Below are 15,066 nucleotides of genomic sequence, written 5' to 3'. Positions count from 1 at the left end.
TAATTGCTAATTGGCCAATGGCCGCCTAAGATTGAAAGTGAAAGAATACGCTAATCGTTAGCAGAAAGGAAGCAAAATTGAGTTTGAAAATTATTACACTTCACGTTTTAGACGATTCACTAGAGGTCAGTTACCATCCGGACGACCAGGCTACCCAACGGCGATTCATCATTGCTTACAATCCCGAGCAAACTATCGGAGAAAACCTAGAAAATTTACGTTTAAAGCTTGCCGGCTTGGACGTTGATGCGGCCGTCGTCGACAATGCCCTAAGTTATCCCTTTTCGGACACCATCGTCGGCATCAATCACCAGCGTATCGACATTGGCCTAGCCATCGCCAACATGCTCAACATCCCCGTTGTGAGTCAACAGGCCATCGCCGACCAGGGTTTAGAGCACGCCCTAGCCGTCAAGCGCGACTACCTGTCTTGGCACCTCGATTATTACGGCCAATACCAGGGTAAACGAAATTACGGTCAGGAAGCCATGCTGACAGTTGGTAACGGTTTCTTTGGCCTCCGGGGCACCTATACCGAAGCGCATGCCGATAAAGACAACTATCCTGGCTGGTATACGGCGGGCCTTTACGACCAACTAACGACGAATTTAAATGGTCGGCAAGTCACCAACGAGGACCTCGTCAACTTACCGAATGCACAGGCGCTCTCCTTTGGGGTCGATCATCAGAATCCGTTTCGCGTTAAGGCCACGGACATTCAAGACATCTACCGCAGCCTGGACCTGCATACTGGGACGCTGACCACGACCATGTTGGTTCAACTTTCAACGGGCCACGCCTTGCGAATCCAAACGACAAAGCTGGCTAATTTTAAGGATTGGCACCGGTTGGCCATTCGTTACCAGATCACCCCGCTTAACTTTGCGGGCAGTCTGCAAGTCTACTCGGCCATCGACGGCAGTGTCGTCAACGGCAACGTTGCGCGGTACAGTGCCTTTGACCAACGCCACATTCGCGTCACGGGAACCGGTCAGCAACCCGATAGTATCTTTCTTGAGGGTCAGACGCGGTCATCGGCTGTTAAATTTGCCATTGGTTCTCATCTCACCGGTTCCGGACAAGCGCTGAACACGCCGAACGATAACCGCCCAAACGCCGAGCAACAGGTTCGGCAGATGCGGTCCGTCGATGTTCAGCCCAACCACACCTATACCTTTGAAAAGAACGTGGTGCTGTTCACCGACCGGGAAACGACCGGTGCCCTCTTACCGATCGCCACATCGGAACTTAGCCAGGCTAGCTTTGACGATACCTTGTCCAGCAGCACAGCCTACTGGCAACACCGTTGGGCGGATGCCGACATTCAGATCACCGGCGACATGACCGCGCAAAAATTGACGCGGGTCAATCTCTACCACCTGTTCACAGCCTCGCAAGCCATCGCCTCTGGCAAAATCGATGCGTCGGTCAACGCGCGGGGGCTCGATGGTGAAGCCTACCGCGGCCACGTTTTCTGGGATGAAATGTTCGATCTCCCAATCTATGCGCTCCATGACCCGCGGCTGGCAAGAGCCCTCCTGATGTACCGTTACCGGCGGCTCCCAGCAGCGAAGAAGAATGCGCAGAACGCAGGTTATGCCGGCGCCATGTTTCCTTGGCAGTCCGGTGAGGTTGGCGATGAGCAATCGCAAGTCGTCCACCTCAATCCCCTGACCAACACCTGGGATCCCGACTACTCTTCACTGCAACGCCACGTGTCGTTAGCCATTGCCTACAACGTGATCATGTACTGCCGCATCACTGGCGACCAGGATTTCATGGCCAAGTATGGTTTGGAAATGGTCCAAGAAATTTCCAAATTTTGGTTGAGCAAGGCCCAACTAGATCCGTCTGATCACCGTTACTCGATTGCGAAGGTCATGGGGCCCGACGAATTTCACGAAAATTATCCCAATGCGGATACGCCGGGGCTGACCAACAACGCCTATACCAATCTCATGGTCACCTGGGTCTTCAATCAGTTGGCTGTTATTCGCCAACACCTGGACGCCGCCACACTTAAGCGCATTGACCATAAAACGGCTGTGACGACACAAACACTGAAGCAGTTCGCCGACATCAGTCATCATCTCAAACTCGATATCAACGATGACGACATCATTGGTCAATTCGAAGGCTACTTCAAGCTGCCCCAACTCGATTTTCGCAAGTACCGGCAAAAGTACGGCGACATTTCACGAATGGATCGCATCTTGAAGGCCGAAGGTAAAACGCCGGACGCCTACCAGGTCGCTAAGCAAGCCGATGCCCTGATGGCCTTCTATAATTTCGATGCACCAACAGTTATTGGCTTATTAGAACAGTTGGGTTACCATTTCCCACAAACCGCACTACTGAAAAATCTCCAATTCTATCTCGACCGGACCACCCACGGCTCGACCCTCTCACGCATCGTCTACGCAGCGCTCACGGCGATGGCGGGCAACATGGATCAATCGTGGCAACTCTTCTCGCAAGCGCTTTTTTCCGACTATTACGACATTCAGGGCGGCACGACCGCCGAAGGAATCCACCTCGGCGTCATGGGTGCTGTGACCCTGATGTCCACCCGGTATTACGCCGGTGTTGACGCGTTAGCTCCCGAGCTGACCGTCACTCCCCACTTGCCACAAGCTTGGCAAACCATTCGCTTCAACCAGCTGCTGCGCGGCACTCGATATACATTTGCCATCGACCATCATCAAGTTACGGTCACGGCCGACCACGCAGCGACCCTCAAAATTGGGCAACAACAGGTTTCATTAAAACCACACGTTTCATCCACCATTACCTATTAAGGAGTGTTTTACATGACAAAGTTTGCTGATATTAAAGGATTTGTTTTCGACCTGGACGGCGTTATTACCGATACGTCCATTCTTCACGGAACGGCTTGGCACCAATTAGCCGATTCCCTTGGCGTTGCCTGGAGTGAGGAGCTCGGCAACGGCTTAAAGGGCATTAGCCGCATGGACTCTTTGGAAATGATCTTGAAGGCCGGTGGCAAGGAAAATGATTACACCGAGGCCGAAAAAGAAAAATTAGCCGCCCAAAAGAACACGAACTACGTGGCCGAAGTCGACAAGATGACCCCTGCCAACATCTTACCTGGCATGAAGGACTTCTTAGACAGTCTGCGGGCAAACGGCTATCAACTCTCTTTGGCCTCCGCTTCGAAGAATGCCCCCCGGGTCTTAGGCAAGCTGCAATTGGCTGACTACTTCCCAAAGATTGTTGATCCAGCTAGCTTGAAGAAGGGTAAGCCGGATCCTGAGATCTACACCAAGGGCGCTGAACTCCTCAACCTGCCACCAGAACAATGCATTGGGGTCGAAGATGCTGCCGCTGGGGTCGCTGCCATCAACGCGGCTGGCGAGGTTTCCTTGGGTATTGGCGACGCAACCGAATTGGGTGCTGCCGATATGGTCTTTGCTGACACGAGTCTAGTCACCCTGGCTAATATTGAAAAGAAGTTAGGTTAACACTCGGACTGATATATAGCTGGTTGCACTCCAGTTGTTATCACAACACCCTTTTAGCCAAAAATTACACAGAACCTCAAAAAAATCTCCCACAGCCATTTCTGACTGGGGAGATTTTTAATGACGATTTTTATACGGTGGCGTCGCTTCGTAAGTCTTTCAAAGCGTCATCGATTTGGCCCAGAACGAGTTCCGTGTTGCCAGGAACATCCAAGTCATACTTTTGTAAGTCGATCTTGATCTTAGGACTAACATCGTAGTCGGCAAACCAACCTTGGTAAGCCGTCCACATCTTCTTGTAGTAGGATTCCAATTCTGGATTGTCGTCGAATTGTTCGTAATCGCGACCACGTTTCTTGATGCGGTGAAGGATCGTGTCAAAGTCGGCATCGGCGTAAACTAATAAGTCGGGCGCCTTCTTTGGCAGTTCATTTAATTCGTGCATCATGTTGTCGAGGAGGTTTAAGTAGACCTCGAGTTCCGTGTCGGTAATGTTACCTTCGGCGTTGTTTTCGCGGGTGAAGAGCGCATCTTCGTAGATGGAACGGTCAAGGACGTTGTTGTCGTCGGCCAGAGCCCGTTTGATCATGCTAAACCGCTTGTTCAAAAAGTAAATCTGCAGTAAGAAGCCATATTGCTTCGGGTCCCGGTAGTAAAGTGGCAACACCGGGTTGTCGCCAACCGGTTCAAAAAATGCTTGAGTACCCAGGTGTGACGCAATCTTTCCAGTTAAAGTCGTTTTACCGACTCCGATCATTCCAGCTGTAATTATCACCATGATAGCCCCTCTTTTATTAAAAATACAAGATATAGTGTACCATAAAATAGCCGACTACTACATCTGACTGACAAAATTTCTCCAAATTTCATGAACTTTCAGTGTGCAACGCGACCTAATCGAATCCAAACGGGGACCAAACAGATTGTTGTATAATGAAACTGTAAGCATAAGAACTAGGAGGCATTCTATGTATCACGCAATCGTTTTTTTTGATTTGGACGGAACGCTGTTTGACGACAATAAGAACGTTTTGCCAGCAAGTGTTGCGGCTATTCATGAAATGCAACAACATCATATTTTACCAGTTATTGCGACCGGAAGAAACATATTTGAGATTCAATCTGTCTTGGACACCACAAATATTGATGCGGTCGTCAGTGCTAACGGGAGTTATGTGCAGTACCAAGGCCAGCGACTGGCGGCGGCAAACATCCCCCGCCCCACGCTAAAGGCCATCACTGCCTTTGCCAATCAGCAGGGCGATCCCGTTGGCTACTTTAATAATCAAGGCTTTCGACTGAGTCAGTCCAGTCAGGACACCCAGGATAATTTTAAATTATTGCGGTTACCCGCGGTGGTTGACCCCGACTGGTACTTGAGCCACGACATTAACTTCCTCAATATTTTCAATCGGGACAAAGAAAAAATCTACCAGCGCAAATTTGCTGGCCAGCTGACCTTAGTCCGGAATAATCCGCGGGCCCTCGATACCATGGTCATGGGCGTCACCAAGCAGACTGGGATTCGAACGCTCCTCAAGACGGCCGGACTCCAAGATGTGAAGACCTATGCGTTTGGCGATGGCCTCAATGACCTACAGATGTTCGATGAGGTCGACATCCCCATCGCCATGGGCAACGGTGTGTTCCAAGCCAAGAATAAGGCGGCTTACGTCACCACGACCAATATGACCGATGGCATTGTTCACGGGTTGCGGCACTTTGGGCTGATTCAGTGATTAAATTTCTGGCAATTATAGTGCCAACCAATTAGCAGTTAAATTAGTATAAATTGGCCGCACTCCGGCTGTCAGGGATTCCGCCTGCTGTGGGGACGCTTCAGACTGGAAGAACACCAGTCTTATCGCTCGCTTTGAAGCCACGAAGGACACGTGTCTCCAAAGTCGCCCATATTGTGAGCTAGCCTTTGGCCAGCTCACAATATTACCACGGCTGGCTGCATCCCTGCCCTCCTCCGGCTCTAACTGTGTTTTACCACGACAACGGTCGGAAAACGTGGAGACTTAGCGCTTTCGGTTCAATCGATAGCGACTGTTACAATCATTATCCCCGTTGTCTAAGCGTACTATGTAAGCCAATAGGTCGCCAGATATGGGCGCAGGCGAAGGGAGCACTAGGTTGCCTAATTTAACCAAAAAAAGTAGTTCAGGACAATTCCCGAACTACTTTTTATTTACACAATTAATGTTCAGCCGTTTCGGATGGTAGCAGAATGATCTGACTATCCCCATCATCATACGCTAAGACGGTGTCCGGCAATTCTGGCGTGTACGCAAACTGGGTATCGAACCCTGCTCGCAGATCCATTTGCTGGTCGTCTTCTTGAACGTACTCAAACGTCGTTGTCCCCTGATTTTCATGGAGCTTAAACGTTAACAGGTTGTCTAACGGAAACAGTCCTTGGAGGTCGCGGTCAATAATCTGCCAAACAGCATCGATCATGTCGCCTGGTAGGGCCGCAACGGTACCATAACTGGCATACCGCGCATGATTACTCTCAAACATCTTCCTCGCCTCCACTTTTGATTATTTAATGATAATTATAACGTAATTATACGAAAAACGGGAGTAATTACCCCTGATTATCGCTGATTCGCTGGGTATCCTTGCGGTCCAAAAAGTTCACTAAGAACGAAATCACAATCAGCAGTGCGCCAGCGATGAAGATTAAATGCAGTCCCTGGTACAAGATACCGTGGAGCTCTGGCAAGAGCTTAGCCGGTAAGCTCTTAGCAGTCTGCGGATTGATCAACTTGTTCATCATCCCCATCGTCGCACCGGAATGGCTAGCGACCCCCTTAGCCATCTGCACGTTCATGATGATTCCCAAAATGGACACCATAATTGTCTGTCCCAGCGTCCGGGACAAGGTATTAAAGGAAGTTGCTACCCCAATTTCATCGGTCGCCACGTGACTCTGAACGGTCACGGTCGTGGTGGTAATGGTAATCCCGAATCCGGTCCCACAAATGGCCGCGATAACGAAGAAACACCAGAACGGTGTGGTCGCTGGAATCAAGGCCATCGTCACCGCACCAATGATGATGAGTGTCAGGGCAATATTGATAATTTGATATGGTGAACGCCGAACCATTAAGCGTCCGGCAATGAAGGATCCCACGATCCACATCAACGAGCTAGGCGTGATGGCAAACCCGGCTTCGGAGGCACGTAGCCCCAGAAGTCCCTGTGTCCAAGTAGGCAAATAAACTTCAAATCCCATGATGAACCCACTGACCAATGCCGCAATCAAATTTTGAATCACAAACGTTCGATCACGGAACAGTGTCAGCGGAATCAAAGGATCATCCGTCCGCTTTTCTCGTCGCAGAAACAGCCAGAAGGCTACGACCGTCACGACTAAGCCACCGACGACCCACAGCATGTTCAAGTCGCCCTCGCCCAAGAGCTGGAAGGTCAACATCAACGCCAACAAGCCAACCGACAGCCACAGGCAACCGGCCCAGTCCATCGTAAAGGTCTTGCGCTGAGTGGACTCATTTAAGTTAAACCAAATCAGCGCCATGGTAATGATCCCAATGGGAATATTAATGAAGAAAATCCAGTGCCAGCTGAGTTGATCGACGATAAAGCCCCCTAATAAGGGTGCGACCACCGCAGCGATTCCCCAGGCTGACCCGTTCAGGCCCATGACCCGCGCGCGTTTTTCAACCGGATAGATGTCCGCTAAGATTGTAAAAGACACCGGCATAATGGCCCCGGCACCGATTCCTTGCAGGGCCCGCCAAGCAATTAATGTTTCCATGCTGTGCGACATCCCCGATAAGGTCGACCCTAACACGAAGATGAAGAGACCGACTAAGAAGACGAGCTTACGGCCCACCGTATCGGCCAACTTGCCGTAGATTGGTGTGGCCAGGGCACTCGTCAGTAGAAAGATTGAGAAGACCCAATTCATGAGGGCGACCCCGTGTAGGTCCCCGACGATGGTTGGCATGGCGGTGGAGACAATGGTCCCCTCAATGGCAGACATGAAGGTGGCAACGAAAACGGCTGCCGTGACGACCCCCACGTTAGTTTGTTTATTTGACATAATATCCTCCTGCCGTTGGGCCCCGCCACACAACGAATTTAAGTAGCCAATTGCTGCTACTTCCCAATTTCTGATAAAACAGTAATGTATCAATTATCACGGGTTTCTTCCCAAAAGGCAAGGACTTAGCCTAAAAAAACAAAAAGTTGTGCCAGTCCCTAGGGACCACCACAACTTCTTTTTAACGAAAACGTCCTATTTAACGGCTGCCTTCAACGCTTCAACCTTGTCTAAATGTTCCCAAGGTAAGTCGATATCCGTCCGGCCAAAATGACCATATGCAGCGGTTTGCTTGTAAATTGGCCGCTTAAGATCTAACATTTTGATGATTCCTGCTGGCCGTAAGTCGAAGAGGTCGCGCACAGCGGCGTTCAACTTGCTCTCAGCAACTTTTCCGGTACCAAAGGTGTTGATGTACACGGAAACGGGTTCTGCAACCCCAATGGCATAGGCAATCTGCACTTCACACTTGGTAGCTAAGTCCGCTGCCACAATGTTCTTGGCAATGTACCGTGCAGCGTAACTCGCCGAACGGTCCACCTTGGTGGCATCCTTACCAGAGAAGGCCCCACCACCATGATGGGCAGCCCCACCGTACGTATCAACGATGATCTTCCGTCCAGTTAAACCAGCATCCCCTTGGGGACCACCGATAACGAAACGACCGGTTGGGTTGATGAAGTACTTGGTCTTGTCATCCAACAAGTCTGCTGGGATGACTGGCTTGATCACTTGGTCAATGACGTCTTGCCGAATTTGGTCTAACGTCACGTCTGGATCATGCTGAGTACTCAGCACAACAGTGTCGACCCGGACTGGTCGTTCGTTGTCATCGTATTCCACCGTCACTTCAGCCTTGGCGTCTGGACGCAGGTAGTCGATAACGTTGGTCTTCCGTAAAGTGGCGATACGCCGCATTAAGGCATGACTCAGTTCGATTGGGAGTGGCATTAGTTCAGGCGTCTCGTTAACGGCATAGCCGAACATCAACCCTTGGTCACCCGCACCAATCTTATCCAATGGATCCTCGTCACCTTCACGCGTTTCCAAGGAATCATCGACCCCTTGCGCAATATCTGGTGATTGTTCATCGATGGCAACGAGAACGGCACAGTTGTCGCCATCAAACCCGTATTGGCCATCCGTATAGCCGATTTCTTTGATGGTCTGACGCACCACTTTTTGAATGTCGACGTAGGCTTTGGTTGAAATTTCACCAAAGACCAGAACGAGACCAGTAGTTACAGAAGTTTCACAGGCAACCCGTGAATCTGGATCTTGGCGCAGCATCGCGTCTAAGATGGCATCACTAATTTGATCAGCAATCTTATCGGGATGTCCCTCGGAAACGGATTCCGAAGTAAATAAATGTCTTTCTTGCAATGGATATTCCCCCTAGATAGTGTTGACGACGAGTTGACCGATAATCTCGCGCCAGTCGGTTACAAGGCAGCTTCACTAGACTCGTGAATCCTATCGGGAATTGACTCATAACTTAAGAATTCTAACACAGTTTTGCAAAACTATAAAGAAAGCTCCCCAGTATTTCTGAAAGAAACATTGACCAATCGCCAGATAATTATTAAGATTAAAGGCAACACACAATAAACAGTTGAAATGGAGCGATTCCATGACCACACTCATGGCCTTCTTTAAAAACCGCACGGTGCAACAGCTTTTCGTGTTCACCTTCTGCCAAAATATTCTCTGGTGGATCGCCGGTTCGACGGCGTCCACCGGGACACCACTAGCCGGTGGGGTTAAATTCTATCTTATTGTATACGGTATTTTTTTAGCTGCTGGTTATTTTTTGATCCTCGTACGTCATTTTCAATCGCGAATTGGACCAATTCTGGTAGTTGCCGCTGGCACGATGGGCTTTTTGGCCGCACCTCAGGAACATTTGATTCAAATATTTGCGCTCCTGATTTGTGTTTTCTTAGTGCTCGCGTGTATCCCGCAACTAGGCCTACAATCCGCTTACGGCTTAGTGGTCTTTAGCTTTCTGGCTGGCTGTGGCATTCCTGTCATCCTATTTTTCTTACGGAACCACTACCTCGCCCTACAATTCTTACTGCCGCTCATCCCATTCATGGCCAGTTACCTCGCCTTCTTTGAGCCTTACTACCTGACTGGCGAGCGCGATTGGCGGTTCACCTTGATTACCCCAGCAATTTTTATTCTTTCCTTATTAACGTTATCCTTCTCCTGGAAATTAATCGTGGTGATTCTCCTCGTTGCCGCCCATTGGTGGTTAGTACAACATTTGAACGACCACTACCGGTTGATCACGTCCGGTTTTATTCAATTGTTAGTTGGCTACCTGATTCTCTAAACCTAACATCATCTTTTAAAGTTTCGCTAAGCTCCAAGTGAAGTGACGTCTCACCCCTAGTTTCCGTGCTAAAATGAGGCATCATCTAATAATGGAGGAACCAACATGACGGAAATCAAAGTGATTGGTGACATCTTAAGCGGGAAATATCAACCCGTGTTGACTGGTAACTCGATCGTCGACGCCGCCCTAATTAATCACTTTTGTCAAAACTTAGCAGTTGCCCTCAAGCTCCCGGCAGTAACGGTGCAAGCCGAACATCACTGGGACTTAACCGTCGATTCTAAAAATATCTATGTGGTGGACGCACAAATTTTACGTTTACGCCAACACCTGAGCAGTAATGGTAACGTTATTGCCGTTAGTCACACCGACATTCTCCGGGGCAACGTGCAGCCGACAGTCCGTCAGCTGGTCCCCCTGCTCACACAGTCACTTGCCAAGTAACCGGTCCAATCACACCCTGTGGTTGGGCTTTTTTCTATGTAAATACCCCCCGGCGTGTTAAAGGGATATCGTTACGCATCATGCTTATGTGAAATCTTCAATCTTTAAAATGAACCCTTTCAACCAAAGTGTGTGTTCCTTTAATTGACGCTGTAAAAGCATTAGACCATCTACCCAAGGGACTTGCTTCCCCGCAACGTAGAACTGACTCTTGGTCCCAAAGAGGTGCTCATGTTCAATCTCAAATGAGCGACGCACTTTAAAGCCGAGTTTCCCATACGTTATCGTCTCCACTGCCGTTCCCATTTTAACCGTGCAGAGGCCCGCTTGGCGGAGCTCTGATTGCGAATAGTCGTATTTACTATGGAACTGTCGGTCCCAGACTTCGAGTTGATATGTTGTCTCGAATGAATACTGAAGAAAACTACCTACACTGTCAAAAAAATTACGCCGAAAATGGGCTAAATCACTAATATCTCGGTAAAACAGACGTTTCTGCTGATAATGATCTAACGGCACGTTCAAATTATTTTCAAGGGTCGCCGCAGCTAAGCCATACGCCGTCCGTGAAAACAAATAATGACTGATCAACTCTTTTTGTTGCGCATCAAATGGCTGTAACTCCGGGTGGAAATCGGACGCTTGTTCTTCGGGTTCTTCTTGACTCGTTTGTTCATTGGACATGTTAGGTGTCCCCTTTCTATCGAAAGCTCTGTGAGCAAGCGTCCGTATGACCAACCATAACATGCCACCAATCAAATTGATACTGCTAATTGTTTTAATTTAATTTGATTAATACCATCTCGCTTATTTATTTTTCAATATTATACAGAATCCCTGCTCATTACCTGCATACTTAGCCAAAACTCTACCCATTATGCAGTAAGTCTGTGAGTCACGTGGCAATATCGACCAAACTTCCACAGAAAAGTATTTACCAAACTTGTGTTAGCCGGTCAGCCACGGTATATTGAAGGTAATCAACGGAGGAGGAATTTTCATGGCAACTATTTTAGTCACTACTACTGAACACATCCCTGGTCAAGAATACGAAGTAATTGGTGAGGTCTTCGGGTTAACAACACAATCTAAGAACGTTCTGCGGAATATCGGGGCTTCCTTAAAGAACGTCGTTGGGGGCGAAATTCGCGATTACACCAAGATGCTCGATGAGGCCCGCAATATTGCCGTCGACCGTTTACGTCAAAATGCCGCAGATATGGGAGCAGATGCCGTCGTAATGATGCGCTTTGATTCCGGATCAATCGGAACTGATATGCAATCTGTAGCAGCTTATGGAACCGCTGTCAAATTTAAGTAAATTAATGGTAAATGCGGCTCGTTTACCCCTGTAACGTTCGTAACACATCTGTCATCTAAATAGCGTCATTAAAGGACCACCCTGATTGTTTTCGATACCAACACAATCAGAGTGGTCTTTTTTTTTGCTCAAATTTCGTGGAATTCGCACCGTTTTACGGAGTTAACAGTATGGCCACAACTGCCAATGTGTAACGGTTTTCGCGGCTTATCAACTATAAGGGGCTATTTTATGTCCACATTAACAATTTTGTCCCCCAGAAACTGTCCACACTAGTAGATGTGACCAACCAACCAATTAGCAACTCGTTTTATACTAACCATAGTCAATAAGATAGCGAACAACTTAAATGTTGATCATTCGGAATTTCAGAAAGCAGGTATTTCAAAATGTTAGCAAAAATCACAAAATGGGCAGTCTTAATCATCGCCACTATGGCCATTGTCTTAGCAAGCTTCAGCACCACGATCTTAGCATCCGCTAGTAAACCAACTCCTTCATGGGGCAGTTGGAAAGACACCACTATTACTTACCAAACTAGTAAGACTTCTTCCTATTACAAGAGTGTTTGGAAAAACGCCGTTAAGCGTTGGAACAAAGTTGGCGTTGTTCAATTAAAAGCTGCTAAGAGCGGCGAAAAGGCTGACATCACGTTGACCTCTTCCGCTTCCCTCAGCACTAAGAGCGGCAAGCTTGCTGGTTACACCAATTACTCTTACTTAAAGAAGGGTGACGACAATAACCAAATCGTTTCTGCCAAGTCAACTTTAAACCGGAGCCTCTTAACTAAGTACGGTTACACGAAGAATCAACGGACCAACGTTGCAACCCACGAAATTGGCCATGCCTTAGGCTTAAGCCATTCCGCTGATGAATCCAGCGTTATGTACGCATCAGATCGGTACGCTTCAATCGACTACCAAGATAAAGTCGGTTTACAAGACGCCTATCAAGATTAAAAAAAACTAACAAATACCTGCAAAACCCTAGCTTGCCCGGCTGGGGTTTTTAATTTACTCTTTTTTCTATTGACCGTTGCGGAGGTATGCGGTCGAACCCCTCCTCCGGTATAGTGATTAGATTCATACAAACCGGACTCGTGTAACTTGCAAGTGCCAACGGTTATGATTCCCTCCAATACTTCCAGAACAGCTACAAATCAAATATAGTCCTGTTTAGCCCGCGTTACATACTTGCTAGGGTAATTACGCTATGGATGACTAGAACGCTGCTTGAGGTCCAATTGCACCAACTGCAGGTAGAGGTAGCAAATCTGTATAAGCCCTTCTATTGGCCTCTAAGCAACTGCGGCGTTACATCGTATACGTATTCACTTTTCCCGGTCAACACCCACACGTACGTGACTAGCACCCAGTTAGACGGTAAAATCATGGTGAACAGACTGCTACTTGAAAATTCTATTCAATTAGCTCCCTTGCTTTTGAGATCACCCATTTCAGATTGCCTGAAACAACGATTACCGCTATAAGGTTAAGAAAGATGAATACATCTAGGCGTATTATGGAGGTAACCCCTTGAATGCCATATTATAGCAATTAGTCATATCCGTTATTCTGTGGCTAGTATGACTGATACATCTCCCCTAATTTCAGACTGAGATTGAAATTCTAGTTCCCTGCAGCTGGCAGCGTTCCTTTAGCGGAGGTAGTAAAGTATTATATTTCTCTATATCGTCAATCATCCAAAAAACTCAATATCTGTATAAGAAAAGAAGCGGACATCCACGTGCTTTAGGATGTCCGCTCCATACGCTATAATCTAATAGGCTAGTAGGTCTAGTTTCCTCGGTAGACTGTCTATATGTATCTTTACCGCTCCCCTTTCCCAAACGCCCCTTCAGATCCTAACAGCCACTCATCAAGCAACCACTAGATTTAAAAATTTATATAACGGAAAGGTACTTATGACCATCATCAACAAAAATTTTTTCGATAAATTTGAATGCAGAGCTTCTGACACACAGAATTCAAATGAATATCGCTACATCGAAACATCTATGTCCCCAAGTAAACTGGGAATCCGACCAATTGGCTTATGCATTCCATTGCCTATCTCTCAATTTATCTTAAATTGATTTAAAGGCTGTTTACTAGAACCAGTTGTCCCTGCTGGGTAGCATTGTCGATAGAATTTTCTGTGAAGCAATCGCATAAATAGCATAAGCGATAGCAAATTTTTAAGGATTTTCTTCTGCAATCATCGCAAATAACTAGTGATCTTAGATAATGAGGAGCTGACATCCTCGGCTTGTGAGGATGTCAGCTCCTCTCCGTGTTTCAAGATGACAGGCTGCTATCTAGTGTTTCTATTGCCAACTATTATCAAGTGCAGCTGCCCACACACCTGCTGGCACTAATTTTTTTCAGCTATGGGTGTTCGTAATTGCCAACAAGCGGTTCTCAGGTAGCCATCTAGCACTCGTCAGTTACCAGTTAAAGCAACGATTGCTCCGCTAAAAATCTACATAACAAAAAAGCCACCACCTACTGTGATGACTTCCGAGATGAAGCTTCTTATACCGGAGGTGGGGTTCGAACCCACACGACCTCAACGGTCACTGGATTTTGAGTCCAGCGCGTCTGCCAGTTCCGCCACTCCGGCAAAAAAATATTGATTGGATATACCCAAGTCAAAGGTGGTAATCGGATTTGAACCGACGATGAAGGTTTTGCAGACCTCTGCCTTACCACTTGGCTATACCACCATAATCGTCTATCCAATCTGACTGGACCAGTCGAAATAAATCAAATGCCCCAATCTAGGGCGGTATGTGGGAATCGAACCCACGCGTGCCGGAACCACAATCCGGTGTGTTAACCACTTCACCAATACCGCCATCACATTACAAACAGGGATAGTAGGAATTGAACCCACACCGACGGTTTTGGAGACCGTAGTTCTACCTTTAAACTATATCCCTATGAATGGTGGGGAGTGGATTCGAACCACCGAACCCGAAGGAGCGGATTTACAGTCCGCCGCGTTTAGCCAGACTTCGCTACCCCACCATAAATGGCGCGGGACGGAATCGAACCGCCGACACATGGAGCTTCAATCCATTGCTCTACCGACTGAGCTACCGAGCCATATACCATTCATGTAATATGTTTGTTGTGTATTAAATTGTTAATAACATAACAACGGTCTGTACGAGACTCGAACTCGTGATCTCCTCCGTGACAGGGAGGCGTCCTAACCAACTAGACCAACAGACCATAATAAAGTTATGTTACGATGGAGGATACAGGGCTCGAACCTGTGACCCTCTGCTTGTAAGGCAGACGCTCTCCCAACTGAGCTAATCCTCCAAAATGACCCGTACGGGATTCGAACCCATGTTACCGCCGTGAAAGGGCGGTGTCTTAAACCACTTGACCAACGGGTC

12 protein-coding genes, 9 tRNA genes and 1 riboswitch are annotated in these 15,066 nt (G+C 47.8%); of the genes, 7 read left to right on the top strand and 14 right to left on the bottom strand.

What is annotated here, in order from left to right; translation table 11 throughout:
• The first annotated feature begins 83 nt into the window (after positions 1–83).
• Both JUF10_RS10430 and pgmB read left to right on the top strand, forming a co-directional pair.
• Positions 84–2,798, top strand: coding sequence for a glycoside hydrolase family 65 protein (locus JUF10_RS10430; protein ID WP_203642110.1), 2,715 nt, complete (start codon positions 84–86; stop codon positions 2,796–2,798).
• A gap of 12 nt (positions 2,799–2,810) precedes the next feature.
• Positions 2,811–3,482 (top strand): beta-phosphoglucomutase, encoded by a 672-nt coding sequence (pgmB, locus tag JUF10_RS10425; RefSeq protein ID WP_048735750.1) that lies wholly within the window; start codon positions 2,811–2,813, stop codon positions 3,480–3,482.
• A gap of 130 nt (positions 3,483–3,612) precedes the next feature.
• On the opposite strand, the gene JUF10_RS10420 is transcribed toward pgmB, so the two are convergent.
• Entirely contained in the window at positions 3,613–4,260 is a 648-nt protein-coding gene (locus tag JUF10_RS10420; protein WP_203642109.1) for a deoxynucleoside kinase, read from the bottom strand.
• Between the two features lie 190 nt (positions 4,261–4,450).
• On the opposite strand from JUF10_RS10420, the gene JUF10_RS10415 reads away from it, so the two are divergent.
• A complete protein-coding gene (locus tag JUF10_RS10415; protein ID WP_203642108.1) occupies positions 4,451–5,221 on the top strand; it encodes a Cof-type HAD-IIB family hydrolase in 771 nt (256 codons plus the stop codon).
• Between the two features lie 463 nt (positions 5,222–5,684).
• Here JUF10_RS10415 and JUF10_RS10410 read toward each other — a convergent pair whose 3' ends face one another.
• From JUF10_RS10410 to metK, 3 genes are all read right to left on the bottom strand, one after another.
• Positions 5,685–6,008, bottom strand: coding sequence for a DUF960 domain-containing protein (locus tag JUF10_RS10410; protein ID WP_048735747.1), 324 nt, complete (start codon positions 6,006–6,008; stop codon positions 5,685–5,687).
• A 67-nt stretch (positions 6,009–6,075) separates the two neighbouring features.
• Positions 6,076–7,557 carry an MDR family MFS transporter gene (locus tag JUF10_RS10405; protein WP_203642107.1) on the bottom strand — a complete coding sequence of 494 codons (1,482 nt, stop codon included), beginning with the start codon at positions 7,555–7,557 and terminating at the stop codon, positions 6,076–6,078.
• A gap of 195 nt (positions 7,558–7,752) precedes the next feature.
• On the bottom strand, positions 7,753–8,940 hold the full coding sequence (gene metK, locus JUF10_RS10400) for a methionine adenosyltransferase (protein ID WP_203642106.1): 1,188 nt from the start codon (positions 8,938–8,940) through the stop codon (positions 7,753–7,755).
• Positions 8,938–9,056, bottom strand: a riboswitch (SMK box riboswitch). Its footprint overlaps the gene before it by 3 nt.
• Before the next feature lie 131 nt (positions 9,057–9,187).
• Between metK and JUF10_RS10395 the strand changes: the two genes are divergently transcribed.
• Both JUF10_RS10395 and JUF10_RS10390 read left to right on the top strand, forming a co-directional pair.
• On the top strand, positions 9,188–9,892 hold the full coding sequence (locus JUF10_RS10395; RefSeq protein ID WP_203642105.1) for a hypothetical protein: 705 nt from the start codon (positions 9,188–9,190) through the stop codon (positions 9,890–9,892).
• 105 nt (positions 9,893–9,997) lie between these two features.
• Positions 9,998–10,339, top strand: a complete 342-nt coding sequence (locus JUF10_RS10390; protein ID WP_203642104.1) for a hypothetical protein — start codon at positions 9,998–10,000, stop codon at positions 10,337–10,339.
• Positions 10,340–10,423: 84 nt separating this feature from the next.
• Here JUF10_RS10390 and JUF10_RS10385 read toward each other — a convergent pair whose 3' ends face one another.
• Positions 10,424–11,023 (bottom strand): hypothetical protein, encoded by a 600-nt coding sequence (locus JUF10_RS10385; RefSeq protein ID WP_203642103.1) that lies wholly within the window; start codon positions 11,021–11,023, stop codon positions 10,424–10,426.
• Between the two features lie 316 nt (positions 11,024–11,339).
• Here JUF10_RS10385 and JUF10_RS10380 point away from each other — a divergent pair, with 316 nt between their 5' ends.
• Together JUF10_RS10380 and JUF10_RS10375 are read left to right on the top strand one after the other, a co-directional pair.
• Entirely contained in the window at positions 11,340–11,660 is a 321-nt protein-coding gene (locus JUF10_RS10380; RefSeq protein ID WP_203642102.1) for a heavy metal-binding domain-containing protein, read from the top strand.
• 389 nt (positions 11,661–12,049) lie between these two features.
• Entirely contained in the window at positions 12,050–12,619 is a 570-nt protein-coding gene (locus JUF10_RS10375; RefSeq protein WP_203642101.1) for a matrixin family metalloprotease, read from the top strand.
• 1,578 nt (positions 12,620–14,197) lie between these two features.
• On the opposite strand, the gene JUF10_RS10370 is transcribed toward JUF10_RS10375, so the two are convergent.
• The 9 genes from JUF10_RS10370 to JUF10_RS10330 form a co-directional block, all read right to left on the bottom strand.
• A tRNA-Leu gene (locus JUF10_RS10370) sits at positions 14,198–14,282 on the bottom strand.
• Between the two features lie 32 nt (positions 14,283–14,314).
• Positions 14,315–14,385, bottom strand: a tRNA-Cys gene (locus JUF10_RS10365).
• 58 nt (positions 14,386–14,443) lie between these two features.
• Positions 14,444–14,516 (bottom strand) — tRNA-His (locus JUF10_RS10360).
• Between the two features lie 14 nt (positions 14,517–14,530).
• A tRNA-Trp gene (locus JUF10_RS10355) sits at positions 14,531–14,601 on the bottom strand.
• Between the two features lie 5 nt (positions 14,602–14,606).
• Positions 14,607–14,689: transfer RNA gene (locus JUF10_RS10350), tRNA-Tyr, on the bottom strand.
• 5 nt (positions 14,690–14,694) lie between these two features.
• A tRNA-Phe gene (locus tag JUF10_RS10345) sits at positions 14,695–14,767 on the bottom strand.
• A 55-nt stretch (positions 14,768–14,822) separates the two neighbouring features.
• Positions 14,823–14,896 (bottom strand) — tRNA-Asp (locus tag JUF10_RS10340).
• Between the two features lie 20 nt (positions 14,897–14,916).
• Positions 14,917–14,989, bottom strand: a tRNA-Val gene (locus JUF10_RS10335).
• A 4-nt stretch (positions 14,990–14,993) separates the two neighbouring features.
• Positions 14,994–15,066: transfer RNA gene (locus tag JUF10_RS10330), tRNA-Glu, on the bottom strand.

The organism is Levilactobacillus andaensis (assembly GCF_016861695.1).
In the GTDB taxonomy this organism is placed as follows: Bacteria; Bacillota; Bacilli; order Lactobacillales; family Lactobacillaceae; genus Levilactobacillus; species Levilactobacillus andaensis.
The sequence above is the reverse complement of the archived record's forward strand: the minus strand, read 5'-3'. Positions and strand labels throughout refer to the sequence as shown.

What these genes read in the sequence shown, in the direction of transcription:
- pgmB (WP_048735750.1), top strand. Translation starts at nt 2,811, where the DNA reads ATGACAAAGTTTGCTGATATTAAAGGATTTGTTTTCGACCTGGACGGC.
- JUF10_RS10420 (WP_203642109.1), bottom strand. Translation starts at nt 4,260, where the DNA reads ATGGTGATAATTACAGCTGGAATGATCGGAGTCGGTAAAACGACTTTA.
- JUF10_RS10415 (WP_203642108.1), top strand. Translation starts at nt 4,451, where the DNA reads ATGTATCACGCAATCGTTTTTTTTGATTTGGACGGAACGCTGTTTGAC.
- JUF10_RS10410 (WP_048735747.1), bottom strand. Translation starts at nt 6,008, where the DNA reads ATGTTTGAGAGTAATCATGCGCGGTATGCCAGTTATGGTACCGTTGCG.
- JUF10_RS10405 (WP_203642107.1), bottom strand. Translation starts at nt 7,557, where the DNA reads ATGTCAAATAAACAAACTAACGTGGGGGTCGTCACGGCAGCCGTTTTC.
- JUF10_RS10395 (WP_203642105.1), top strand. Translation starts at nt 9,188, where the DNA reads ATGACCACACTCATGGCCTTCTTTAAAAACCGCACGGTGCAACAGCTT.
- JUF10_RS10390 (WP_203642104.1), top strand. Translation starts at nt 9,998, where the DNA reads ATGACGGAAATCAAAGTGATTGGTGACATCTTAAGCGGGAAATATCAA.
- JUF10_RS10385 (WP_203642103.1), bottom strand. Translation starts at nt 11,023, where the DNA reads ATGTCCAATGAACAAACGAGTCAAGAAGAACCCGAAGAACAAGCGTCC.
- JUF10_RS10380 (WP_203642102.1), top strand. Translation starts at nt 11,340, where the DNA reads ATGGCAACTATTTTAGTCACTACTACTGAACACATCCCTGGTCAAGAA.
- JUF10_RS10375 (WP_203642101.1), top strand. Translation starts at nt 12,050, where the DNA reads ATGTTAGCAAAAATCACAAAATGGGCAGTCTTAATCATCGCCACTATG.